This is a genomic window from Hassallia byssoidea VB512170 (assembly GCF_000817785.2).
Classification (GTDB): Bacteria; Cyanobacteriota; Cyanobacteriia; order Cyanobacteriales; family Nostocaceae; genus Hassallia; species Hassallia carrinoi.
On record NZ_JTCM02000099.1, the window covers coordinates 1 to 24,855 of the forward strand.

The 24,855-nt window shown below is 41.9% G+C and carries 22 protein-coding genes; 10 read left to right on the forward strand and 12 right to left on the reverse strand.

Annotated elements, in window-relative coordinates:
* Positions 1-1,151, forward strand: a 1,151-nt coding sequence (locus PI95_RS27680) for a catalase family protein (RefSeq protein WP_163519253.1), incomplete at its 5' end; no start/stop codon positions are given.
* 318 nt (positions 1,152-1,469) lie between these two features.
* Here the strand turns inward: PI95_RS27680 and PI95_RS27685 are convergent.
* A complete protein-coding gene (locus PI95_RS27685) occupies positions 1,470-2,777 on the reverse strand; it encodes a homoserine dehydrogenase (protein ID WP_039743879.1) in 1,308 nt (435 codons plus the stop codon).
* A gap of 145 nt (positions 2,778-2,922) precedes the next feature.
* On the reverse strand, positions 2,923-4,296 hold the full coding sequence (gene cpcD/petH, locus PI95_RS27690) for a bifunctional rod-capping linker CpcD/ferredoxin--NADP reductase PetH (protein ID WP_039741867.1): 1,374 nt from the start codon (positions 4,294-4,296) through the stop codon (positions 2,923-2,925).
* 1,298 nt (positions 4,297-5,594) lie between these two features.
* On the opposite strand from cpcD/petH, the gene PI95_RS27695 reads away from it, so the two are divergent.
* From PI95_RS27695 to PI95_RS27715, 5 genes are all read left to right on the forward strand, one after another.
* Positions 5,595-6,602, forward strand: coding sequence for a phosphoribulokinase (locus PI95_RS27695; protein WP_039741864.1), 1,008 nt, complete (start codon positions 5,595-5,597; stop codon positions 6,600-6,602).
* Between the two features lie 262 nt (positions 6,603-6,864).
* Positions 6,865-8,139, forward strand: coding sequence for a methionine adenosyltransferase (metK, locus tag PI95_RS27700; protein WP_039743877.1), 1,275 nt, complete (start codon positions 6,865-6,867; stop codon positions 8,137-8,139).
* Between the two features lie 295 nt (positions 8,140-8,434).
* A complete protein-coding gene (locus PI95_RS27705) occupies positions 8,435-10,087 on the forward strand; it encodes a sensor histidine kinase (RefSeq protein ID WP_201280634.1) in 1,653 nt (550 codons plus the stop codon).
* Positions 10,088-10,206: 119 nt separating this feature from the next.
* Complete coding sequence (locus tag PI95_RS27710) at positions 10,207-10,473, forward strand: ribbon-helix-helix domain-containing protein (protein WP_039741859.1); 267 nt, start codon at positions 10,207-10,209, stop codon at positions 10,471-10,473.
* Complete coding sequence (locus tag PI95_RS27715) at positions 10,470-10,775, forward strand: type II toxin-antitoxin system RelE/ParE family toxin (protein ID WP_039741856.1); 306 nt, start codon at positions 10,470-10,472, stop codon at positions 10,773-10,775. Before PI95_RS27710 ends, PI95_RS27715 begins: the two co-directional genes overlap by 4 nt.
* A gap of 173 nt (positions 10,776-10,948) precedes the next feature.
* Here the strand turns inward: PI95_RS27715 and PI95_RS27720 are convergent, their stop codons facing one another.
* Positions 10,949-12,886 (reverse strand): tetratricopeptide repeat protein, encoded by a 1,938-nt coding sequence (locus PI95_RS27720; RefSeq protein WP_236117219.1) that lies wholly within the window; start codon positions 12,884-12,886, stop codon positions 10,949-10,951.
* Between the two features lie 24 nt (positions 12,887-12,910).
* The gene (locus PI95_RS27725; RefSeq protein WP_039741851.1) at positions 12,911-14,164 is read right to left on the reverse strand and encodes a hypothetical protein; all 1,254 of its coding nucleotides are present in this window, start codon (positions 14,162-14,164) and stop codon (positions 12,911-12,913) included.
* Between the two features lie 726 nt (positions 14,165-14,890).
* On the opposite strand from PI95_RS27725, the gene PI95_RS27730 reads away from it, so the two are divergent.
* The gene (locus PI95_RS27730; protein WP_052324851.1) at positions 14,891-16,642 is read left to right on the forward strand and encodes a helix-turn-helix domain-containing protein; all 1,752 of its coding nucleotides are present in this window, start codon (positions 14,891-14,893) and stop codon (positions 16,640-16,642) included.
* A gap of 200 nt (positions 16,643-16,842) precedes the next feature.
* Here PI95_RS27730 and PI95_RS27735 read toward each other — a convergent pair whose 3' ends face one another.
* Positions 16,843-17,214 (reverse strand): DUF5615 family PIN-like protein, encoded by a 372-nt coding sequence (locus PI95_RS27735; RefSeq protein ID WP_039741849.1) that lies wholly within the window; start codon positions 17,212-17,214, stop codon positions 16,843-16,845.
* Positions 17,211-17,441, reverse strand: a complete 231-nt coding sequence (locus tag PI95_RS27740; RefSeq protein WP_039741846.1) for a DUF433 domain-containing protein — start codon at positions 17,439-17,441, stop codon at positions 17,211-17,213. The genes PI95_RS27735 and PI95_RS27740 overlap by 4 nt, the downstream gene beginning before the upstream one ends.
* Positions 17,442-17,627: 186 nt before the next feature.
* Between PI95_RS27740 and pcrA the strand changes: the two genes are divergently transcribed.
* The gene (gene pcrA, locus PI95_RS27745; RefSeq protein ID WP_039741843.1) at positions 17,628-19,964 is read left to right on the forward strand and encodes a DNA helicase PcrA; all 2,337 of its coding nucleotides are present in this window, start codon (positions 17,628-17,630) and stop codon (positions 19,962-19,964) included.
* 55 nt (positions 19,965-20,019) lie between these two features.
* On the opposite strand, the gene PI95_RS27750 is transcribed toward pcrA, so the two are convergent.
* From PI95_RS27750 to PI95_RS27775, 6 genes are all read right to left on the reverse strand, one after another.
* Positions 20,020-20,421: a helix-turn-helix domain-containing protein gene (locus tag PI95_RS27750; protein ID WP_039741841.1), complete on the reverse strand. Its 402-nt coding sequence runs from the start codon at positions 20,419-20,421 to the stop codon at positions 20,020-20,022.
* A 172-nt stretch (positions 20,422-20,593) separates the two neighbouring features.
* Entirely contained in the window at positions 20,594-21,106 is a 513-nt protein-coding gene (locus PI95_RS27755; RefSeq protein WP_039741839.1) for a hypothetical protein, read from the reverse strand.
* A 134-nt stretch (positions 21,107-21,240) separates the two neighbouring features.
* Complete coding sequence (locus PI95_RS27760; RefSeq protein ID WP_236117220.1) at positions 21,241-21,597, reverse strand: hypothetical protein; 357 nt, start codon at positions 21,595-21,597, stop codon at positions 21,241-21,243.
* Positions 21,570-21,785, reverse strand: a complete 216-nt coding sequence (locus PI95_RS27765) for a hypothetical protein (protein ID WP_039743872.1) — start codon at positions 21,783-21,785, stop codon at positions 21,570-21,572. The genes PI95_RS27760 and PI95_RS27765 overlap by 28 nt, the downstream gene beginning before the upstream one ends.
* A 137-nt stretch (positions 21,786-21,922) precedes the next feature.
* Complete coding sequence (locus PI95_RS27770; RefSeq protein ID WP_039741834.1) at positions 21,923-22,177, reverse strand: hypothetical protein; 255 nt, start codon at positions 22,175-22,177, stop codon at positions 21,923-21,925.
* A gap of 380 nt (positions 22,178-22,557) precedes the next feature.
* On the reverse strand, positions 22,558-23,439 hold the full coding sequence (locus tag PI95_RS27775; RefSeq protein WP_039741832.1) for a metallophosphoesterase family protein: 882 nt from the start codon (positions 23,437-23,439) through the stop codon (positions 22,558-22,560).
* Between the two features lie 126 nt (positions 23,440-23,565).
* On the opposite strand from PI95_RS27775, the gene PI95_RS27780 reads away from it, so the two are divergent.
* Together PI95_RS27780 and PI95_RS27785 are read left to right on the forward strand one after the other, a co-directional pair.
* Positions 23,566-24,432: a hypothetical protein gene (locus PI95_RS27780; protein WP_039741828.1), complete on the forward strand. Its 867-nt coding sequence runs from the start codon at positions 23,566-23,568 to the stop codon at positions 24,430-24,432.
* A 110-nt stretch (positions 24,433-24,542) separates the two neighbouring features.
* Positions 24,543-24,855, forward strand: a 313-nt coding sequence (locus PI95_RS27785; RefSeq protein WP_163519254.1) for a two-partner secretion domain-containing protein, incomplete at its 3' end; no start/stop codon positions are given.

Consider the following 24,855-nt stretch of genomic DNA (forward strand, 5'->3'; position numbering starts at 1 on the left):
ACGAAGCCAAATATTGCGATCGCATGAGTGAGCTAGTCAAAAAGAACATGGACAATCTTTACGGAGGTGAGAAGAAAAAAACTGCAAAGAGAGATACCCATTCTAAAACCAACGCTGCTGTTCAAGGAACTCTAGAAATTTTTGACTTTGATGAAGCAGCAATTAAGCAAGAATTGAGCAAACGCGCCTCATTAACTGAAGCTCAACTTTCTGCCATTTCCTTAAAACAAGGTTTATTTGCCAAACCGAAACAATATCCAGTGTGGATACGATTTGCAAATGGTAAGTTTTCAGTAAAGAATGATTATGAAGGAGATACGCGCTCGATGTCCGTAAAAGTGATTGGGGTAGAAGGAGAACGACTACCGCAAAGTCACGAGTTAAAAACCCAAGATATTATTACCCACAATACCGAACTCTTTTTTATTAGAACTATCAAAGACTTCCACAGCTTTTTCTTGGCGGTTTATCGAGCAGGGTTGTTTCCGCTTTTTAAGCTGTTGGTGCTTTTATGGCTAAAGTTGCATCCCTACGAAGCCACACTTCTAGAAACCGGTTTTAAACGCTTTCCCAAGACTTTGCTTATAGAACGCTATTGGAGTGCTTCAGCGTATTCTTTGGGACTCAAATCTGATTTTGACCCATCACAACCAGGTCGAGTTCCTGTGGAATATCCAGTTGTGATTAAATATGGATTTACTCCAGTTTCCAGTCAACCACCTCATCAACAACTTCCTTTAGAGTCTAGACCAGAAAGTGAGCTTCAGCGTGCTAAAGAGGAAGGGAAAGAGGACAATTACTACCGAGAGGATATCATTCAAGCTTTAGCAAAGCCTGATGCTGAATATTGTTGGGACTTTCAAATCCAATTTCAAACTAGCCCAGAAATGTCGATTGATGATACCACCATTGTTTGGAATGAAAAGGAATCACCTTTCTTTACAGTTGGTCGCTTGACAGTTAAGCATCAGAAGGTTAATTCTCCTAAAGAAAGTGACTTTGGGGAAAATCTCAGTTTTTCTCCTGCGAATGGTTTAGCAGTGCATCGTCCGGTCGGTGCAATCAATCGGTTACGCAGCATTGTTTATCATATCGTTGCTGATAACCGTCACGAAAAACGAGGAGTCAAATACCAGGAACCAACTGCCTAACTTTTCACAGGAATTATTAACTATAAAATGCTTCAAACTAAAAATATTTCAACCTGCACCTCTGCTTCAGAAAAAATTACTTTGCGTCCCAGGAAGCAAATAACTAGACTTTAGCTTTTAAAGCTAAGTAAACTGAAAACAGAAGAGCAAATTAGGGGTATAGCCCCTCACAGAAAGATTTTTCGTCATTCCACACAATTGTAGAGACGTTCCGAACCGAACGTCTCTACGATGGTTTTTTGGTAAAATGAGGGGTCAACCTACCCATTCGCTCTTCTGTATCCTTCGGTGGGTGCCGGCGAGAACCAAAAACACGCTTCACAGCACTCGCAGCAAACTAGGAATGCTGTCTATCGCTTCTAGGGTGTGAATTTCTGCCAACGCTTGCCGAAAATTGCCTTCGCGCACATCGTGGGTGACAACAACAATTTCTGCTAGTTCTCCTTGAAAACCTGTTTGCACAATTGACTCTAAGCTGACGCCATACGTGCCAAAACAAGTGCCCAATTTACCGATTACTCCGGGTTGGTCTTTCGTGAGGAAACGAGCGTAAAATCGGGTAATTAGTTCTGCCATTGGGACAATTTGGCAGTAATCTTGATGAGCGCAACTTAACAGGGGATTTGGGTTGGCTGTACTGGTTTTTAGAGCCGCAACTAAATTTAATATATCTGAGGATACTGCACTGGCTGTTGCTCCAGCACCAGCACCAGGACCAAAAAACATCACCTGTTTTAGAGGTTCGCCTTCGACGAGAATGGCGTTATAAACGCCGTTAATGCTGGCTAATGGATGTTCTTTGGGTAATAAGGTGGGATGAACTCTCAGGGAGAGGGGAGGAGTGGAGGAGGGGGAGGAGGGGGAAGGGGTGAGTGTTTTGGCGATCGCTAACAATTTAATCACAAATCCCAATTTCTCGGCGTAGGCAATATCTGTTTTACTAACTTGCCGAATTCCCTCACTATAAACGTCTTGTAACTTGATGCGTCCACCAAAGGCTAATGATGCGAGGATGGCTATTTTATCTGCCGCGTCTAAGCCATCCACATCAGCTGTGGGGTCAGCTTCAGCGTAACCCAACTTTTGAGCATCAGCTAAAACATCGCTAAAGTTGCTGCCTTCGGTTTGCATCCGCGTGAGGATGTAGTTAGTTGTACCGTTTACGATACCTGTGACGGTGTGAATGCGATTCACACTTAAAGATTGCTTCAAAGGTTGAATTACTGGAATACCGCCACCAACAGCGGCTTCTAGCATTACATATACTCCGGCTTTATTGGCGGCAGTGAAAATTTCATCACCAAAACGAGCGATCGCTGCTTTGTTAGCGGTGACAATGTGCTTACCATTTTCAATCGCTTTCAAGATAAGCGATCGCGCCGGCTCTAATCCTCCAATCAATTCCACAACAATATCTACCGCCGGGTCATTGACAATTGCCTCTAAATCTGTACTCAAAACATTTTTTGCTAATTCTACAGCGCGGGGTAATTGGGGCGATCGTACTCCTACCCGATGTATTTCTATCTCTCGCAACAACGGGTGACGTCCGTTCAAATCTTGCAACAACTGCACCGTACCCGTTCCCACCGTGCCTAATCCAAGTATTCCCAGCTTCACACCCACAAACTTTATACCAAATTCCACCAATAACAATTGTAGGTGAGGCATATGCCCCACCTACTATCTTTTATCTTTTTATGAGTCGTAAGTTATCGTTATCTGTTATGAGCTTTAACTCTTAACTTCTAACTCCTAACTCCTAACTCCATTAATAGGTTTCTACGTGCCAGCGACCAGCTTTCTTGATTTGCTTTTGGTAATCACTCCAGGTTACACCTTCCTTAGCAGCAGCAGCAGTCAGTGCCGCATCGATACCTTCTTCCATACCCCGCAAACCGCAGATGTATGTATGAGTTTTCTCTTCTTTAATCAACTTCCACAATTCATCCGCGTGTTCTGCCACCCTGTCTTGGATGTACATTCTTCCACCTTGGGGGTTTTTCTGTTCGCGGCTGATAGCGCAAGTTAGACGGAAATTTTCTGGATACTTTTGTTCCATTTCTTCCAATTCTTCTTTGTACAGAAGGTTTGGAGTTGTGGGAACGCCAAATATTAACCAAGCGAATCCGTTAAACTGGTAATCTTGGTTAGCGGCTTTTTCTGCATCCTTAAACATCCGCCACAAATAAGCCCGCATTGGTGCGATACCGGTTCCTGTCGCCATCATGATCACTTTGGCATCTGTGTCATCGGGTAATAACATTTCTTTACCCACAGGACCTGTGATTTTCACTTCGTCCCCTGGCTTGAGGAAACACAGATGAGTTGAGCATACACCGTAAACTGTTTCGTTAGTTTCTGGGTGTTTGTACTCCAACTGACGGACGCACAGCGATACTGTTTTATCATCTACATCATCGCCGTGACGGGTCGAGGCGATCGAATATAGTCTGAGTTTTTCTGGCTTACCGTTCTTATCTACTCCTGGTGGGATAATACCAATACTTTGACCTTCTATGTACTTCAAATTACTTTCAGAGAGGTCAAATTTGATGTGCTGAACAATACCAATCCCGTTTTCTTTGACTAACGGTTCGTTAGAAATACATTTCCCAACAAAAGGAGCATTGGGACGGTAAGTGTTCACGGGAACATCAGCGTGCTTGGCTTTCGCTTGAGTCATGGTGTTGCCTTTTTTGTCCTTTTTGGGCTGTTCTTGCTCAGAGTTTAGTGATTTGCCGAAGCCTTTCACTTCACTGTTAGCTTTTACAGGTGTGGCTTGACCATTTCCTTTAATGTTAGCAGTCTCATCAGCAGTGGCTTTGTTAACTACTTCGTCTACACTTTCAGAAGTGGCGTTGTTAACTACTTCGTCTACACTTTCAGATGGAGATTTACCATTCAGATCAATAGCATTTACTGGCTGGATACTAACAATTTTGCCGCCTAAGCGAGTGAGCCGTCGCATTTCTTGATTCATGCGGTTGTAAGGCACTCTGATGAAGACACTGCCACTTTTACGAATTGGGTAGTTCGTTTGATCGGTTTCTTCACTCTGACGCAGACCCACCACTTCGTAGAGAAAGATACGGCTACCTGATTCTTCATTGGCTGTAGCCTCAAGGGCACCTAGATTGTACATTCGTTCTACCACTCCGATATTTACTTAACCGTTACTGAAAAAACCCTTCCCACCACAAGCCTGTCTTAGTTTACCGAATTTCGGTTTCACACGGGCGCTGTAATTGGGAAAAGTGGCATTATAAACAAATGCCTTGCTAGGTACACTCGCCAAAGACATGCAGGCATGGAAAAAAGCACACCTGTTCACCTTCTAAAGTAAAGGATATGTCTTTTGGAGAATGTTAATAATGAGTCAATTTAATGTTTTCTTCTCAAACTTCTTCCCCCAAAAGAAAGATAACTTATACCTACTCTTTGGGTAAGTTGCCCCCATAAAGTTAGTTTATATCGGTGAATACCAATCACGGAAGGTGTTCTGATGATTAGTTTTATATCTCCGACTTTGGCAGTCTCCTGCATTCAATCAAAATATAAGATAAATGCATTTATTCGTCTGTCATGCCTATTTCCACGAGTAAAACGCGGCTACAAACATTCAGATTTCGGGAGACGTAATTTGATAGTGTCTACCTATGGCAGAAATTCCAGGGCAGAATTTGTACTCTTACATAATGTAGTTTCCCACAAGATGATGTTTTGTTGAGCTTTTTTGCCAAGAATTATCTACGGTTGCTACCGCACTCCTATATTTTCATCCAAAGATTGATAAAAATAGGCGATCGCTCTATCTGGCTGCCTTTGTTTAGACAACTACAATTAAGTTTCACCCTGATGTGAAACTTCTGTCAACCTCTATTAGTGTCAGGATATACAAACACTGTTACCGAAAATTTCTACCTTATTTAAGTTGCTAGCTCTTTCTTTGGATATATTCGCGGCTTGAAATATCTATGCTAAAGAGCGATCGCTGTTACTTAAACTCACCTTCTCAAAAAAAATTTCTCCAAACATTATCAAGGCTATAAGATTATACTTAACGAACTTAAACCATTAAGTCACAACCGACGATCCCCCCTTGCCACGCCAAGAAGAGTGCGTTTGTCAAGGTGATTTCAAAATCTGCTCATCTATTATTGGCATGGTCGATTGAGTCAAAGATTCTTATTGACATCAAGTATTGTATAGAATAACCCCTTCTGTTAAAATCTAAATAATCACTAGGATTAAATACTTACCTGCGAAAAAGCAGAATTATACGACGGGTAACGAGTAGTTTGCTGTATACCCGTTAGATGCTTCATGCGATCGCAGGATAGAAATAACGCAGGAGAAATTAACCATGAAAACTCCTAGCATAAAATCTGCTGTGTGAAAAAATTATTGCATTGACACATCTTTAGCATTTAGAGGAAATTTATGACAAGTAAGCCGGAACGCGTGGTATTGATTGGAGTAGCTGGAGACTCAGGATGCGGTAAATCGACATTTTTGCGTCGTTTAATAGATTTGTTTGGTGAAGAATTAATGACAGTTATCTGCTTGGATGACTATCATTGCTTGGATCGCAAACAGCGCAAAGAAACAGGGATAACAGCACTTGACCCAAGGGCAAACAATTTTGACCTGATGTATGAGCAAATCAAAGCGCTCAAAGAAGGTAAAGCAATTGATAAGCCGATTTACAACCACGAAACCGGTTTGCTCGATCCCCCAGAAAGGATAGAGCCGAATCACATTCTAGTGATTGAAGGGTTGCATCCTTTGTATGATGAGCGAGTGCGATCGCTAATCGACTTTAGCGTATACTTCGATATCAGCGATGAAGTAAAAATCGCCTGGAAAATCCAGCGTGACATGGCAGAACGCGGTCATCGCTACGAAGATGTATTAGCGCAAATCAATTCCCGCAAACCTGACTTTGATAAGTTTATCGAACCCCAAAGAGAATTTGCTGATGTAGTTCTCCAGGTATTGCCCACCAACCTAATTAAAGAAGACAAAGAACGCAAAGTACTGCGGGTACGTATGCTTCAACGCGAAGATAAGCAAGGCTTTGAGCCAACTTACCTATTCGATGAAGGATCGACCATCCAGTGGACTCCTTGCGGACGTAAGCTGACTTGTTCATACCCAGGTATGCAACTATACTACGGCTCCGATGTTTACTACGGTCGTTATGTCTCCGTACTCGAAGTAGATGGTCAATTTGACAACTTAGAAGAAGTCATTTACATCGAAACTCACCTAAGCAAAACATCTACCAAATACGAGGGTGAGATGACTCACCTGCTACTCCAACACCGTGAGTATCCTGGTTCCAATAATGGTACTGGTTTATTCCAAGTGCTTACGGGTTTGAAAATGCGTGCCGCTTATGAGCGATTGACAGCTACAGAGGCAAAGCTAGCAACAGCTCGGGTATAAAAGCAGCAGTCTTTGTGTCAAAGCTTTTGGGGGTGCATGAGTGCAGCCCCTATTTTTTTGTCTAAAAATCAGTATTTTAACTTGAATACAGGTAGCGTAATTTTTATTTATATTAAAGAGATTGTCAGAGATTTAGTGTTTTCATGAAGATAAAAGAAACACTAAGAGTTAATTGTAAAAATCTTGTTATGATTTCATAAATTAGTAGTTGAACTAAATGCTTGCACTTAGTTCATTAGCACAATCACAGGAGGAATTGCCTTTGTCTCGTCGCTATTTATTTACCTCCGAGTCTGTTACCGAAGGTCATCCAGATAAAATCTGCGATCAGATTTCTGATACGATTCTGGATGCTTTACTAGCACAAGACCCCAGCAGCCGTGTTGCTGCTGAGGTTGTGGTTAACACTGGCTTGGTGTTAATCACTGGTGAAATAACCACCAAAGCCAACGTTAATTACGTCAATCTCGCCAGAAAGAAAATTGCTGAAATTGGCTATACTGATGCCGATAACGGCTTTTCGGCAAATAGCGCCAGCATTTTGATCGCATTGGACGAACAATCGCCTGACATTGCCCAAGGCGTAAATACCGCCCAAGAAACCCGCGAAGAGGATAGTGATGAACTATTCGATAAAACTGGTGCTGGCGACCAAGGTATCATGTTCGGCTTCGCTTGCAACGAAACACCAGAACTGATGCCTCTGCCTATTTGTTTGGCACACCGCATTGCCCGCCGATTGGCAGCAGTCCGCAAAACAGGCGATTTACCTTACCTGCGTCCTGATGGCAAAACTCAAGTCACCATCGTCTACGAAGACGGACGCCCGGTAGGTATTGACACTATTTTGATTTCCACCCAACATACAGCCACTATTGGGGAAATCACCGATGAAGCCGCAGTACAAGCCAAAATTAAACAAGACCTCTGGACAGCAGTAGTCGAACCTGTTTTTGCCGACATCAAGATTAAGCCGGATGAAGAGACACGCTTTTTAGTCAACCCGACCGGTAAATTTGTTGTTGGTGGTCCTCAAGGTGACTCCGGCTTGACTGGACGGAAAATCATCGTAGATACCTACGGTGGTTATTCGCGTCATGGTGGTGGTGCTTTCTCTGGCAAAGACCCCACGAAAGTAGACCGCAGTGCTGCTTATGCTTGTCGCTATGTGGCGAAAAATATTGTCGCCGCAGAATTGGCAGAAAAATGTGAAGTCCAGTTGAGTTATGCGATCGGCGTAGCTAGACCGACAAGCATTTATGTGGATACCTTTGGTACTGGCAAAGTCGATGACGAAATTTTGCTGGAATTAGTCAAACAGCACTTTGAACTGCGCCCTTTGGGGATTATTCATAGCTTCAACTTACGCAACCAACCAAGTGAAAGAGGCGGACGTTTTTATCAGGACGTCGCGGCTTACGGTCATTTGGGACGGACTGATTTAGATTTGCCTTGGGAACGTACTGACAAGGCAGAATTGTTGAAGCAAGCCGCAAATAGTTCACTTTCTCAAGCGATGTCGAAGGCACTCACCTAAAGAGTGGGAACAAAGCGTTGAAACGCTTACTACGAAGTAAGTGCTATTAAGGGTATGGGTAAGTTGTATACTTGCCCGTGCCCTTATTATATTGACTTGATGCGCGGCTTTATGTTTTTTCACGTCGCAGATTAATCGGCGAAGCTGAACGCAATTTGCTGCTTTATGAGTGCAGGCGTAGAACTGGCTTTAGGCTATATTAGGCTAGAGATGCAGTATACTGTCGTTTATCTTGCTGCAATCAGCTATTGACAGTAATTTATAAAGTAAAACAGTGTCAGCCGAAGAGCCATCGATGGATGAACTCCCTACTATAGAATTTCCCTCAAGAGGGAAACTTAAAGCAAGCTCATGGCGCATCCATCAAAAAATTGGCTATGGGTACTTTCTGGCAATTGGGATTGGCTTTTTCGGTTCGCTTACCGGATTGATAATCGCTAATTCCTACCGGGGACAAGGAATTATTCAATTAAATCAAGCTCACCACCAAGGACAACTACTGTCTGATTATCAAAATGCGGTAGTAGGAGCGCAATTGCATAGCTCAAATTTGGTTGCTCTAGTCCAAGAAAAAGAACGATTAGCTGCCACAAACGCCGAATTTCTCCAGAGTGTTGACAGAGCAAAGAAATTGACACCAGAAATTGTCAGCTTTATAGAAAGCAAACCGAAGAAGTTAGCTTCTAGTCAGGCAAGTTTGCAGGCTTTATTGCAGGATTACGCGACTAGCTTAGATGCATATGTTGGGGAAATAGAGTCAATTTTGCAGCAAATTGACAAGCCGCAAGTGCAACAAACCGAACTTTCTATAGCCCAAGAAAAATTGTTGGCAGTTATGCGTGGTGAAAAAGCCGCACGGCTAGATCAGCTTTCTCAAAGATTGGCTAACATCTTGCAAAGTGCCCAAGAGAAAGAGGATAAAAGCACAGAAGATGTAGAGGAGACGAAAAAAGTTGAGAGATTTATCGTTATCCTCAGCATGTTAGTGTCAGTAGCGATCGCCGCTATTATCGCATGGCGAACTTCCAGAGCGATCGCTGAACCTGTAATCGTTGTCACTCAAGTTGCCGAACAGGTAGCAAGAAAATCTAATTTCGATTTGCGAGCTCCCATCACCACTGAAGATGAAATTGGCTTGTTAGCTAAATCTCTCAATCATCTGATTGAGCGCGTATCTCAGCGCACTAAAGAACTACAACAAGCTAAAGAACAAGCGGAAGCTGCTAACAAGGCAAAAAGCCGATTTTTGGCAAATGTAAGTCACGAGTTACGCACACCATTAAATGCTGTTATCGGTTTGAGCCAACTTTTGCAAGATGATGCGGTTGATTTAGGTGTGACGGGAGATTTTATCACAGATTTGGAAACAATCAACTCCGCAGGTAGGCATTTACTCGAACTAATTAACGATATCCTCGACTTGTCGAAAATAGAAGCCGAGAAAATGACTCTTTATCCGGAGACGTTTGAAATTGCCATGCTGATTAATAACGTCATCTCAACAGTCAAACCTGCGGTAGAAAAAAATGGCAATACTTTAGAACTCGATTACGATCGCGAACTTGGCACGATGTATGCCGATCAAACTAGGCTGCGGCAAGTGCTGTTAAATTTGCTGAGTAATGCCGCAAAGTTTACCACTAACGGCAAGGTGACGCTGGCAATTAAAAGAGATAAGGAACATTTATTACCATACGCACCTTTGGGCATGATTACTTTCACCGTTGCCGATACAGGCATCGGCATGACGGAAACTCAACAGCGGCAATTATTTCAGCCTTTTACTCAAGGCGATACTTCAACTACGAAAAAGTATGGCGGTACTGGATTGGGATTAGCAATTAGTCGCCATTTTTGCTTGATGATGGGTGGTGAAATTACTGTGAAAAGTGAGCCGGGAGTTGGTACTGTTTTTGTTGTCCGTCTGCCACTTACAGAGAAAGAATAAAAAAGAATACGGTAGAGACGTTCCAGTGGAACGTCTGTACAATTCGGTGTGGAACGTCTGTACAATTCGGTGTGGAACGTCTGTACAAAAGTCAGAAAAAATCAAGTGTGGTAAAAACTATGAACATCCAACTGAAAGCGGAATATGAGCAATTTATACAAACCCGAATTGCTACAGGTAGATATGAAAATGCTGAAGATGTGATTGTTAAAGCATTGAAACTGCTGGAAGAATGGGAGAAGGGTTATCAGGAATGGGAAGAAGAAACTAAGAAAAAACTAGCTGCTGGGCTAGTTTCTATCGAACGTGGAGACGTAATAGATGGTGAAGTGGTGATGGCACGACTGGAGGAGAAATTACGCAAAGCCCGTCACACTCAAGGATGATGAAATACTTTATTGCCAAGGAAGCAAGCCAAGATTTAGATGAAATTTTGGATTATTTTTTAGTTCGCAATGTCAACGCAGGGGAAAGATTTATTCGAGAATTTAATAAAAAATCCCAAAATATAGCTCAATTCCCGAATATAGGGCGAAGTTACGCCAAGTTGGACCCCAAGACCAGAGGAATCCCGTTGGATGGCTACATTATTTTTTATCGAGTTTTTGAAGATAGTGTTGTGATTGTGCGGGTAGTTAGTGGTTATCGGGATTTGGAATCTATATTTGCAGATATGGACGATGAGTAATACCGATTCAAAAAATAGTTGCGACAGATAACCCCACCCGCCCTATCGGGCACCCTCCCCGCTTGCGGGGAGGGTTGGGGAGGGGTTTTATCCATGTGTCGCATTCTTTTTTCGCTCTTGGTATAAATTGCGCTATATATCGAGTTTGTGCGCGGTTTATTTTCACACAACAGCTAGGAAAGCAGAACTAATAGCTGGCTTTCCACTTCCGGACGATCTTCGGCAAAAGGACACAGCTGTAGGTAAGTCTTTAAATCCCGTGCTGCTTCTGGAAAACGTCCCAAAGAAGTTAATGCTACAGCCCGATTTTGGTATAAATCGGCAGTTTCTGGTGAGAGAGCGATCGCCCTTTCTAAATCTGCCAAAGCTTCTTCATAGCATCCGGCATCGTAATGTAAAATAGCACGATTTGCTAGTGCTAGAGGCTGGTTGGCATCCAAAGCTAATGCTGCATTATAATCTGCCAAGGCTGCGTCCGGCTGCTCTAACATCTCAAATACTTCAGCGCGTGCTAGCAGAGCTGAAAATTGATTTGGATCTAAATCAATAGCGGTGGAAAAAGCATTTACAGCTCCAGTAATTTTACTTAAGGAGCGATAGCACTGTCCTAAATTTGACCAAACCTCCCAATAAGGGGGACTTAACTCGATCGCTTTCAAATAGTCTCGCAGGGCATCCTGGAAGCGACCGAGCTTAAAGTATAAGTTGCCGCGATCGTTGTAGTATTCGGAATAATTGGGGTCCATTGCCATCGCTGCCGTGAGGTAAGAAATAGCCTCTTCATGAGAACCAATGGCAGCATAAACTTGAGCAATATTATACAGCAAGACCGACCGATGGAGAAGATGTTCATCCGGTTTCAGATGAGCGTTGAGTTGCTCAAAGCAGGACTGACATATTTCCATAGCCTCATGCGATCGCCCTTGGCGTTGCCGGACTAACGCCAACCCATTGCGGTTAAAAGCAGTCTGAAAAAGTTTTGTGTGCTGCGGTATGTCAGCTCGTGCTAATTCTTCTAAGCCTCGATCCAGATATGCTTCAGCCTTAGATAAATCACGTTCTGGAAGAAAGCGGGCGTACAGCATCGCCATCATGTAGCAGCAATGATAGAGGTATTCGGGTGCATCTAACTTGGTTATAGCTGTTTCCATCACTTCAAGGGCTTGCAAAGGCTTGCCCAAGGCTGCATAACAGTTGTATGCCTTGAAATAGATAATCCAGTGCTTTTCTATGTCATCTGGGCAGTAACGCTCTAACTTTGGCAAGGCAGCCTCACAATAAACTAAGCCATCCTCGTAAAAACCGCGTTTTGGATAGATTGAGCAGGCATGAAGTTGATATTTCAAAGCCTTTTCTGGCTGGTTACTAAGCTGGTAATAACGGATTAACTCTGGCAAATGTATCTCTAGCTCAATCGCATCTTCCCCTACCTTATGTTCAAGTTCTTCAGCCAGTCGAGTTATTTCCTGTTGGTTGACGCTGGTGGGTGGATCGGGATGCAAGTTTAATCGGACACACTGTCCCAGGTATTTAGGGTCAAATTGACCAACTACAGCCTCACTGTTGATTGGGTCAGTAGCGACGAGCAAAGTTAAATGCAATTGCTGACCGCGACGCCGCATCAATTCAACAAAAAAACGGCGTGCCAAAGCGCCGGCATGGTCAAAGCGATCGCAAGCAATCACCCAAGGAGAACTATCAAAACGTTGGTGCCAAGCAGCCAAAAGGTCGATAAGTCCATGCACGATGCGAAAAGCTCGGTCTGCCGGGTAGTTACGCACGCGCTCGTTCTTGGGAGCGGTGTCCGTCAAAGTCGGGTTGCGAACCGATATTGTTTGCCCTAAGCCAGGTAAAACACTGGCTAGCTCATAATCGTGCTTTATCAGCAAATCCGGTGCTTCAGCCTGGATTTTGGGGATTAAATCGTTTAACAAATCCTTTAAACCAGCCCAAGGACCACCAAGATCGCGATCGCATGATAACAGCCAAGTAGATGCCCCACAATCTTGAGCTTGGTGGAGACATTGCTGTAGGCGATCGCGACGAGATTGACCGGGTTCTGCTTCTAACAAAATCACCTGACCAGCCCAGTTTAAGGGTTGTGTCGGCATGTTATGCTGCCACTCCATAAATAATTACCTCTTTGCTATACGAAAACTACGAATCCAAAGCCAGAAGCCGATACCTCTGGGAGTAAAAACCAGCAATAGCATTAACAATGCATCAATAAAGGCGTAAGGACTGGCATAATATCCAGCACTTAAAACACCGAAAACAGCCAAATAGTAATGCCACATCAACGGAATGCTAATAAAGATTAAGATTCCGAAAGCGGCAATGCGACCGACGAGCCAGAGAATTGCATAAATGCGAATCACACGTCTCTCAAATGCCGGGATGTGAGACTGATTTACCTTGCCTACCGAGCGAATGAATCGAGCTAATTGGTTACGCAGGTATACTTCGGTGTCTTTCATCAGACTTTTGCATCTGAAGAAATTGGCAATGACATAATAAAAGTCGGTGCGGACAAAAAAGTAGCATTGCCAAAGCAGACCAAGCAGATAAGTCAGCAACATCGCTCGACTCAGTAGGAAAACAACCGGAGGCAGCACCAGCCATGCGTGACTGTGGGCAAACAACAGTAAAGTCAGGACGGAAGCAGAAACTGCATCCAACAGTGGACCAGCGATGAATGGCAAATAACGCTGATTTCTAGGCACTGCCCAGACCCCGGTCATATCCGTTTCTGCTACCAATATCCAAAGACGATTGCTGATACCCATGCGGGAGGAGACACCAACGGCTCGCGCAGCAATTAAATGAGCCATTTCGTGTAAAAATAGTACGAAGTAGCTCATGGCGATTAAAACCAAACGCATCAGCGTCAAGTTTTTCTGGAAAAAGTGCGCCCCCCATCCCGGTACAATAGAAGGCTGGAGGGCGATCGCTAACAAGGCTAGACCGATTAAAACACCACAGCTAATCAGCACCGGACGGCTGAATAATCTTTGGGCTAGCGATCGTGGGAAGTTAGCGAAGTGAAAGCGTAATTGAGTTGGTTTTTCAAAGCTTGAGATAAATGCCGCATTCATCGCGACATCTGTTTGAGCAACCTCATCCTTCTTTAGCGCATGGACAAATCCTTTACGCTCCAAAAATTCTAGTAACTCCTCGATATCAGGAACCTCGTCATATTTTTCCTGATAAAGTGACTGAACTTGGGCTACCGTCTTGCCGTCCGCCAGATAGTCCAGCAGTTCTACAGCATCAGACGGCAACACCAAAAAAACAGCGGTATCCGTACGCCCGATGACAACCTCCTCCCCCTCAGATTGCCGAGTAAACGGATAAACCGCAACAAGCATGTCGCCTGTATACTGCCCCATTGATACTTTCCTTCGAGAGTAATTGGAACTGCCACCTAGGGATGGCGGTTCCAATCATAAGCACTTAACTTAAACCAATACGCAATTAGTTACAACTAGGACCATACATAGCTGCTGCGGTGGTTTTGAGCGTTTCGGCTTCGCGGATGACGAATTTCTTCATCGGTTTCAGTTCTTGCTTTGTGGATGTCATAGTTTTCATAAATTTGAACTCCTGTTTGTTTGTGACTTTTTTGGTGGTTCAGCGGCTAAATAAAGCTTGTTTCTGAACCGTTACTAACAGGTTCGCTTAGAAACTCTCAACCGTCGATATGGATAAGTTAAGGACTTTTATCTCGCTGATTTCATTTGCAAAACGCAGGTTAGTTCAGAAAAAGTCAGAAAAATTCAGGTGCTGTAAATTGAAGTCTTTTCTGCAACACTCCAACTCAATATTACCCTTGAGGGTACTGCGAAAGTATCAGCAACTTTTTTACAATAGTAAGGCTTACAACTTGACAAATCGATTCTTGTATGCGTAAGAGCCAGTGTTAACTTACGTGCGCTTGGGCAATAGTCAGATGAGCGCAAAAACTTTTCATTTATATCTCAGGCACTGCATAAGTTGATTTGAAGTGCATCTAATTAAAAAAGGAATTTAATCAGTCTGATTAACATAATCAAATTTTTGTCAATGTGTAAGTGCTGAATAGTACTTAGGCAATTTCCCTGTTTACAAATAAAATTATGAAAATAGGGATTTGTCTTGAATTATTCGCTATTTACGCAACACAAGGAACAAATCCGGAAAGTTGCAAATTTAATATGTATCCCTGTAGTGAGATGTACGTCGGAACAATGGACTTTGAAGAAGCATTCAAAGTTGTCGATACAGCAGTTTTTGCCAAGAGAAAAAGACATCTGAAAGATATTGAAGTGGCAATACTTCGCGGTTCGTGGAAAGGTCATAAGTATCACGAAATTGCAGAAGCTTACGGATATACTGCTGACTACTTAAAACAAGATATTGGTCCCAAATTATGGCAACTCCTTTCAGAAGTACTGGGAGAAAAGGTTAGTAAAACGAATTTTCAGGTAGCCTTGGAACGGCAATTAACACCTGATGTGATGGAGAGAATAATAACTCCTAACTCAGAATTCAAAACTCATCACTGTGATTGGGGTGAGGCAATTGATGTTTCTGTTTTCTTTGGTCGCATTGATGAACTTGCTACCCTCAATAAATGGATAGTACAAGATCGTTGCCGTTTAGTGACGCTGTTGGGTATGGGGGGAATTGGCAAAACATCTCTTGCTGTTAAATTGGCAGAACAGATTCAAGGTGAGTTTGAATATGTGATTTGGCGAAGTCTTCACTATGCACCTTCGTTATTGGCAATTTTGACAGATTTAAATCAATTTTTTGGCAGCGAATTAGAAACACTACCAGCAACAATCGAGCTTCAAATATCGCTTTTGTTAAAAAAATTGCGAACTCACCGCTGTTTGCTAATCCTAGATGATTGGGAGACAATTTTGCGCGGTGGAGATATCGCTGGATACTATCGACAAGGCTATGAAGATTACGGTGAATTTCTCAAACGAGTAGGAAGAGAACGCCACCAAAGCACATTAGTATTAGCTAGTCGGGAAAAACCTATAGAAGTTGTTTTTCAAGCTGGTGAAACTTCACCTGTACGTGTTTTAGAAGTTAAAGGTTTAAAGCCAAAAGATGCTAAACAACTTTTGGCTACCAAAGGTCTTTATGGTACAGAGAAAAAGTTAGACGAGTTAATTGAAATATACCGAGGTCATCCCAGCGCGTTAAAAACTATTGCTACCACAATTCAAGATTTATTTAATGGTAATATTACTGACTTTATCGGACAAAGCTCTTTAGTAATAGGTGATATTTTTTCTCACATTCTGAACCAACATTTTGAGCGCTTGTCTGATTTAGAAAAGACAATTTTGTACTGGTTGGCAATTGAATATCAGCCGATTTCCCTGGCTCAATTAAAAAGTAATTTAGGGGTTAAGGTGTCTTGTTCGGAATTACTGGCAGCGCTAGAATCTCTAGGAAGGCGATGTTTAATTGATAAAACTACGTCTGCGCTGATTGAAAAACAAACGTCTTGCTGTAACCATGAAACTTTATTCACCCTTGAACCTGTAGTGATGAGCTATGTCATCAATCAATTCATCGAACAAATTGTTCAAGATATAATTGAAGCGATGCAAGCTAACTCTATCGAAAAGCTAGGTTTGCTAAGAATTTATCCACTAGTCAAGGAAGATGAGGCTGACAACATCAAAGCGATTCAAGTACATTTTATCCTGACACGGGTTAAAGAACGTCTGCACCTAAAATTCAAAGACGCAAGCAGGGTAGAGATGCATTTGAAAAATTTACTTTCAAAACTACGCGGATATTCTAACGAAGCGATCGCATACGCAGAACACAACTTACTGAATTTGCTAAGAGAAACTATGCAATGATTGTTAGTTGCACCGATGTTGCATATTGGCGGGATATTTGACAATTAACATTAATAAAAACATTGCAACCGCCGTAGAGACGTTCCGGCGGAACGTCTCTACAATATATATAATTTCCCGGACATGATATAACGTGGAATTTATCGACGTGTGTCTAGTTGTAAGGTAAGCGATCGCTCCTACAATCAAAATATTGACATTTATTGCGGTGCGATCGGCAAAATTCTTACCCGCGAACGGTTTTCATCTACAGTAATTAATGCACCAGACTCAAGCTGTAACTCAAATTGACGCAACACCTGTATTATCAAGCTTTCTAAATTAACAGGTAGCACGTCTTGAGTACGCACTTGGATTACGCTAGGTGTTTCGGCTTGGGTAGCTGCCAGCATAGCACCAAAATCTAGATCGTTAGTAAAGACTATATAATCATTTACTTTTGCCCATTCCATAATCACGTTATCTGTAGCGCGTGGATCGCCAACCGCAGACCAATGAACGGACTCTATTTCATATTTGGCAAACACTTGAGTCCATTGCGGCGAAAGATTCATGTCAATCAGGATTTTCACGCTGGACTCAGAGGCATTTCTACTTCTTCAACTCGCCATGCTGCATAGGCAAGAGCTTCATACAAGTCTGCTTCTTCTAGGTAGGGATAAGCCTGCAAAATTTCTGCTGGAGAATGCCCCGATGCCATCAGCCCGACTATAGTACCAACAGTAACTCGCAACCCTCTAATACAGGGTTTTCCACCCATCACTTCTGGATTGAGGGTGATTCTAGTTAATTGTTTCATAGTTTTGATTTTAGTGCATTTATTATGAAGCTACCCCATAAGTTATTTTAAGTGGCGATCGCCATCCTTATGCGGCAGGGGCAAAAAGCTGAGGGAAGACGCTGCTAAAATACCAAGTGTATAGCAGCGATTCTCAAGTAGGAGATGCTGCGGCTTGTATCTTAGTCATACGCACTCCTCACACCCATGACGACAACAATTGATTTCCTCAGCCACCTCAACCCATCCCAACGTCAAGCCGTAGAACACTTTTGCGGTCCGCTGCTAGTTGTTGCTGGCGCCGGTTCGGGTAAAACACGAGCGCTGACTTATCGCATTGCTAATCTGATTCTCAAACACCGTGTCGATCCAGAAAATATTCTCGCGGTTACTTTTACTAACAAAGCCGCACGGGAAATGAAAGAGCGGATTCAGAAGCTTTTTGCCGAACAGTTGGCGATGTCAGAACACGGTGAGCGTTTTGATTTGTTGACAGAATACCAACAAGTTCAACTGAAGTCAAAAGTTTATCGCATTTATATCAAAGACTTGTGGTGTGGAACTTTCCACAGTTTATTTTCTCGAATTCTCCGCTTTGATATCGAAAAATATCAAGACGAAAAAGGACGGCGTTGGAATCGCAATTTCTCGATTTTTGATGATTCTGACTCTCAAAGCATTGTCAAAGAAATCGTCACCAAGCAGTTAAATTTAGACGATAAGAAATTTGAACCGCGTTCGGTACGTTACGCGATTAGTAATGCGAAAAATCAAGGTTTATCACCTCAAGAATTTGAACGAGAGAACCCTAAATATTGGGGAAGAGTCGTTGCGGAAGTTTATAGTTGCTATCAAGATAGGCTAGCACAAAACAACGCTCTTGATTTTGATGATTTGATTTTAATTCCTGTCAAACTTTTTCAGCAAAACGAACAAGTATTAGGTTATTGGCATCGGAAATTCCGCCATATCCTTGTAGATGAATATCAAGATACTAACCGCACTCAGTACGACCTGATTCGCTTGTTGGTAACGAACGGCGAAAATAATAAGAGTGAATGGGATTGGCGCGATCGCTCGGTTTTTGTGGTCGGTGATGCAGATCAATCAATCTATTCGTTTAGAATGGCTGATTTTACCATATTACTTGAGTTTCAGCAAGACTTTGGTGATAATTTGCCAGATGAAGATACCCGCACAATGGTAAAGTTAGAAGAAAATTATCGCTCTTGCGAAAATATTCTCGAAGCGGCTAACCAACTAATAGAAAATAATACTCAACGAATTGATAAAATCCTCAAACCGACGCGGGCAGCGGGTGAAGAAATTTATTGTCACAAAGCAGATGATGAAATCGCTGAAGCCGCATTTGTCATTAATCAAATTCGTACTTTAGAAAGGCAAAATCCCGAAGTTAATTGGGGTAACTTTGCCATACTTTATCGCACTAATGCTCAATCTCGTCCTTTTGAAGAAGCTTTAGTAAGAGCGGGAATACCTTATACAATTGTCGGAGGATTGAAATTTTACGATCGCAAAGAAATTAAAGATGTATTAAGTTATTTGAAGGCGATCGCAAACCCATCGGATACTCTAAGTTTATTACGAGTTATTAACACTCCTAGACGCGGTATTGGTAAAGCCACCATCGACGCTTTGGTTAACGCTGCCCAACAATTAGGGACAACATTGTGGGAAATATTGATTGATGAGACATCAGTTAATACATTGGCTGGACGTTCTGCGAAAGCTGTAAATAACTTTGCTCAAATGATTAGCAAATTGCAAGAACAAGTCAGCACAGTTCCCGTTTCCGAAATTGTAGAAAAATTGCTAGAAGCTTCTGGTTACGTTCAAGATTTGCAAAATCAAGGTACAGAAGAAGCTGACAACCGCTTGCTAAACGTCAAAGAACTTTATAACGCAGTGTTGCAATTTGAAGAAGAAAACGAAGATGTTTCATTAGGTGCTTTTTTGGAAAGTACTTCTCTCAGTTCGGATTTGGATAACTTAAAAGAAGGACAAAAAGCGGTTTCTCTGATGACTTTACACTCTTCTAAAGGATTAGAGTTTCCGGTTGTCTTTTTGGTGGGGTTGGAACAGGGATTATTCCCTAACTATCGTTCTTTAGATAATCCAACAGCTTTAGAAGAAGAACGTCGCTTGTGTTATGTGGGTATTACTCGCGCACAAGAGCGGTTATATTTATCACATGCTCGCGAACGTCGTTTGTATGGAAATCGAGAACCAGCAGTGCGATCGCAGTTTCTCAACGAATTACCAGAAGAATTATTAACAACTCCGCGTCAGACTAGCCAAAGCTTCACCAAAAGTCCTTCTGTAGCTGCTTCTGCGTCAACTGGAAAGCAACAAAATATACAAAATTGGCAAGTAGGCGATCGTGTCTTGCATAAAACTTTTGGTATTGGACAAATCACCCACGTTTTCGGTTCAGGTAATAAAGTCTCTGTAGCGATTAAATTCACCACTCTCGGTCAAAAAATAATCGACCCCAGAGTAGCACAATTACAACGAGTCGAGTAGATAGTTTTAATTTATCGGGGCAAATTTATTAAAAAGTTGCCCCCTATTTTTTAGCTTACAAAAATAGCGCAGGTGATACATGAAAAAAGGCTCCTAGTGCTTTGGATTGACTTTTGCTAATACCTCTTTTTCCATTTATCACTTCTGAAGTAAATCCCGACGAACCAAAAATTTCTAGTAAGTCTTTTTGTTTTAGCCCTCGTGCCAACATTAATTCATGCAATACATCATGAGGAGTTGCAGCTTTCAATTGATAGTGTTTCTTTTCATACTGCTCAATTACTGTTACTAACAACTGCAACACTTCAACTTGTTCTGCTGTCAGGTTTTCACCCAAATCCATGAGTTTTTCTACCTCATTTAATAGACGCTTATACTCTTGTGCGCTATCAATGACTCGTGGGAGAGTTTCTGCAAGCAGCTTAATGTATTCTTCTCTATTTAATGTGCTAGTCATATCAACCCCCTTGGGGTGGAATATTATGTTCTCATTTTGAGAACTTGTTGTCAAGCCTCTGTGCAACTGTTTTTTCTGAATACATTCTAAGAACGCAAGTAAGGTGCGTATTTTGTCACCTAACACACCTTACATATCTTGTTGCGAAGCAGTTCTGGGGTTAGACGTTGCATTACTCCCAGCTATAGTTAGCAAGTTTACCCAAAAACAAAGCTGTTCCTACTACGTTAACGGCTAAAGTTAAACCATCATTTAACGAGTCAACAAAGCGTCTGTTTTGTCTTTCTGGTAGTTGCGTAACTTCTTCGATATATACATTATCTTTTTCTGATAATAAGATATCTCCAGTCGAAGAATCTGGTAGAGATGTACTGATTTGCTTTGGTAAATTCTCCAGAATTTGAGTTTCTGGAAGGGTAGAAAACGCTTTGCCTTCTTGAAAAAGTTGAGTCACTATTTGATTAGATAAAGCCCGAATTTGTTCTTCAAACTCAACTTGGTTCACCTCACTCATTACCACCGCAGACTTTAAATTTTCTGTTTGGCTAACTAAGTCTTGCTTGTTTTGGTGAATTGTAGGTGAGATTCCTAATTCTACTTCAATGTCAATAGGCACTTTTAACATTAAAGAGATATGAAGCTTGTTACCTTCTAAACGTGAGTTAGATTCATTTAAAGCAGACATAAGTTTTAACAAATTCTAGAGTTGTTATATTTGAATTTGTAGGCTCAACAAAAAAGCTATTTACAACGAGGTACACCACCCTAAAAAAGGGTGGTGATAATGTTTCCCATAACAAACAATTAGCGATCGAACGATTAACTCATCTCTGTTGATTGTAATACATCTTGTGCAGCTATCTGTTTTGGTTCACATTCATTTTGAGGATAACACACAGGTGCATTTGCCCGAACTTCTGGTTCCAGTAACAAATCTGGCTCCAGGAAAATAGGTAATTTCTGCTTAATCGAACGTACTGAAGTTATGTACACTTGGGGACTAATAGTGATGGGAACATTCAGTTTGATAGGAACTGTGAATTCACATTCGCAGTTGTTAGCAGGATTTTGTTGGTAGGTAGCCATAAGTTGCACTCCTGTTGATTTACAAGTTGTTTGAGTTGAATACTTTGCTTGCTTGACTGTTGTTAATTGCAGCCATTTTGGGGGTAACACACAGGTGCATTTGCCCGAACTTCTGGTTCAATTAACAGGTCTGGTTCTAGGAAAATGGGCAATCTCTGCTTGATAGAAGGTACTGAAGTTACATACACTTGGGGATTGATGGTGATGGGAACATTCAGTTTGATGGGAACTGTGAATTCACATTCGCAGTTGTTATTATTTGGTTGGTAGGCAGCCATAAGTTGCATTCCTGTTGATTTACAAGTTGTTTGAGTTGACTATCTAAGTACAACATTGCACATAGAAAGTCATGAATTCAATTTGTGAAAACTCTGCGTCACTCTGCGTTTAAAAATGCTACGAAATTATGCAGAAATTACGCTGAAGGCAATGTTTGTTGAGCGGGTAACTGCTTGGGTTCGCAGTCATTTTGGGGATAACACACAGGTGCATTTGCTCGAACTTCTGGTTCCAGTAACAAGTCTGGTTCAAGGAAAATAGGTAATCTCTGCTTGATAGAAGGTACTGAAGTTATGTAAACTTGGGGACTGATGGTAATGGGAACATTCAACTTGATGGGAATTGTGAATTCGCATTCGCAATAGTTAGCATTCGGTTGGTTGGTAGCCATAATTTACACTCTATTTGGTAGTAAAGAAATCGTTGATGTAGAAGGTTGAGTTTTTTGTTTCCCTTCTTATACTTAATAGGCATCGCAAATTCAGATTATGCACCAATCAGATATTTATATTTTCCAAATTACTCAAATGCTTGTTATTCAAAGCTTTCAGGATTACAAATAATCGCACTGACTATTAATTAGCCGCGATTTTTGGGAAACGCATACAACAAAATTGTAGTTAAGACAAATTATATTTACATATATTTAAATAGATGAAATATTGAAGCGCTCAAAAAAATAATGTGAATAATGCAAAAACCGGGTTGATGAGTGCAATTCTCAAACAAACCCAGTTTCTGTGAATTTAATTTTTCTTGAGAGATAAATAGTTACGTTGATTTGAGGGGAATAACCCCTCGATCAAAAACGCGGTTATCAATGCCGATCGCGCTAACTTCTATTTTATCTGCATACACTTCATATGCCGCAAAACTCAAGTTGCTGGTAGAATATTCAGTCCATTCATTTTTGCCTACAGGACGATTACCCGCACCTGCACCACAAATTATATAAGTCGTTCCATTAATCGCACGAGTGCGTTCATAATGGTGTTCGTGACCGTTGATATAAAGCTGAACGCTGTATTTTTGAAACAGGGGAGTGAAGGTTTGAATAAAAGCTGGATTGCTTCCGTAAACACCTGACGCATACACTGGATGATGACCAAAAACTACCTTCCAAGTTGCTTGAGAGCGACTTAATTCTTGTTCTAACCAAGAAAGCTGGTTTTTCCAGTCTGCATTGTCGTTGGTATCCAACGCAAAAAACTGCACAAGTCCACGGCTAAATGTGTAATAGCGTCCTTTCATGTTAAAGCCGGGATATTTAACTTGTTTTTCGCCGTTTGCCGTGCGAATATCGTGATTGCCTAAACAAGCTTGAAATTTTACGTTTTGTTTGAGCAAAGATGCGTAGGGACGCTCAAACACTTCGCCGATTTTTTCCATCTCACCATTATTGTAGATGTTATCTCCAGCCAAAACGATTAAATCGTAAAGATTTTTGCTGTGATAATTTGTCATCGCTTGAGCAACATTATACTGTCCTTTTGCGCCGGTTCCTGTATCTGCTACAGAAACAAAACGTAATAGCAAGTCTTTTTTCGCAAACTTGGGGTTAATCTGACGACTGAAGCTTTTGCCAGCATGAACGACTGCTGCCAAGGCACTCAAACTAGAGAATAATAAAAATTGTCGGCGTTTTAGGCTCATAGTTGACTCAATTTAAAATGAAGCAATATTAGAACTCATCAAGTGATACATTAAGGCTGAAGACGCGCTACCTCTAAGAATTTATCCCGTTTGAGCCGCACCGCGCTGTAACGTCAGGAAATTTTCATGTCACAAGACAACCCGAATCCACAACCACCACGCAACAAACCAGAACGTCAACCGACGTCACCCAGACAGCAAAGAACTCAAATACAGCCATTTTGGAAAGCGCAAACTATCAAACTTCTGCGCGGAACAATTGGTGCTTTAGAAGGTGCGGTGGAAAAACTGGAGACAGAACCCGCACCCGGTAGTAAACAAACCCCTGGTTTTTGGGGTGGAATTTTAGGAAAAATTCGCTCTTTGTTACCAGAGAATTTGTCAGCAAAGCTGTCAGATACAGCTTTGACAGGAATTATTGCCGCAATTTCGGTAATTTTGATTTGGACAACTTCGACGCTGCTAACAAATAAACCTGCTGAAGTGGCAACTGTTCCCCAGGTGGAAGAAACACCATCCCCAACTATAACTACACCACCAGCAGAAATCATACCAGAACCGCAGCCATCAGCCGAAATTCCCCCACCAGAACCGGAACCAACACCAACATCGGAACCGACACCAGAACCGACACCGGAACCGACACCTGAACCAACACCGACACCAGAACCGACACCAATATTAGAATTGACACCAGAACAACAATTGATTGCAGCGATTCAAAATCAAGTAGGAGAAATTAGCGATCGCTTTGCCTCCGGTTTAATAAAATCTATACAAGCCAACTTTAGCACCAGCAATCTCACTGTCAAAATTACTGACGATTGGTACACCCTGAAAGAATCGCAACAGGACAAACTAGCCGCCGATATTCTCCAACGCTCGAAGGAACTCGATTTCAGCCATTTGGAAATTACCGACTCTCAAGATGAGTTAGTAGCGCGTAACCCCGTTGTCGGTACTGAAATGGTGATTTTTAAACGCAAGATTTAGGGGTTTATTCTTAACAGACCACTAGAATTATCTCTGGTTATATGGTTTATTTATTACTAGCGCAGGTAACTTTTGTTCAGTTACTGCCGTAAAAGTAGTATATATACGCAATGATTAACCGTTGGGGCTGGTTGTTGGGGATAGCGATCGCTCAAAGTATTTCTTGGGCAAATAGTGCTGTAGCTCAAATTACTCCAGATAGCACTTTACCGAATAATTCTATTGTTACACCGCAGGCGCAGATACTGAACATCACCGGAGGAACACGAGCGGGAAGCAACCTTTTTCACAGTTTTCAACAATTCTCCGTTCCCACAGGTGGAACTGCTTTTTTTAATAATGCTCTTGACATTAGTAACATTATCAGCAGGGTAACGGGTAATTCAATTTCCAACATTGATGGATTAATTCGCGCTAACGGGA

Coding starts and splice junctions, on each gene's coding strand:
- cpcD/petH (WP_039741867.1), bottom strand. CDS start 4,296: ATGTACAATCTAGGTGCCCTTGAGGCTACAGCCAATGAAGAATCAGGT.
- PI95_RS27695 (WP_039741864.1), top strand. CDS start 5,595: ATGACAAGTAAGCCGGAACGCGTGGTATTGATTGGAGTAGCTGGAGAC.
- PI95_RS27705 (WP_201280634.1), top strand. CDS start 8,435: ATGGATGAACTCCCTACTATAGAATTTCCCTCAAGAGGGAAACTTAAA.
- PI95_RS27710 (WP_039741859.1), top strand. CDS start 10,207: ATGAACATCCAACTGAAAGCGGAATATGAGCAATTTATACAAACCCGA.
- PI95_RS27715 (WP_039741856.1), top strand. CDS start 10,470: ATGATGAAATACTTTATTGCCAAGGAAGCAAGCCAAGATTTAGATGAA.
- PI95_RS27720 (WP_236117219.1), bottom strand. CDS start 12,886: ATGCCGACACAACCCTTAAACTGGGCTGGTCAGGTGATTTTGTTAGAA.
- PI95_RS27725 (WP_039741851.1), bottom strand. CDS start 14,164: ATGGGGCAGTATACAGGCGACATGCTTGTTGCGGTTTATCCGTTTACT.
- PI95_RS27730 (WP_052324851.1), top strand. CDS start 14,891: ATGAAAATAGGGATTTGTCTTGAATTATTCGCTATTTACGCAACACAA.
- PI95_RS27740 (WP_039741846.1), bottom strand. CDS start 17,441: ATGAAACAATTAACTAGAATCACCCTCAATCCAGAAGTGATGGGTGGA.
- pcrA (WP_039741843.1), top strand. CDS start 17,628: ATGACGACAACAATTGATTTCCTCAGCCACCTCAACCCATCCCAACGT.
- PI95_RS27750 (WP_039741841.1), bottom strand. CDS start 20,421: ATGACTAGCACATTAAATAGAGAAGAATACATTAAGCTGCTTGCAGAA.
- PI95_RS27755 (WP_039741839.1), bottom strand. CDS start 21,106: ATGTCTGCTTTAAATGAATCTAACTCACGTTTAGAAGGTAACAAGCTT.
- PI95_RS27765 (WP_039743872.1), bottom strand. CDS start 21,785: ATGGCTGCCTACCAACCAAATAATAACAACTGCGAATGTGAATTCACA.
- PI95_RS27770 (WP_039741834.1), bottom strand. CDS start 22,177: ATGGCTACCAACCAACCGAATGCTAACTATTGCGAATGCGAATTCACA.
- PI95_RS27775 (WP_039741832.1), bottom strand. CDS start 23,439: ATGAGCCTAAAACGCCGACAATTTTTATTATTCTCTAGTTTGAGTGCC.
- PI95_RS27780 (WP_039741828.1), top strand. CDS start 23,566: ATGTCACAAGACAACCCGAATCCACAACCACCACGCAACAAACCAGAA.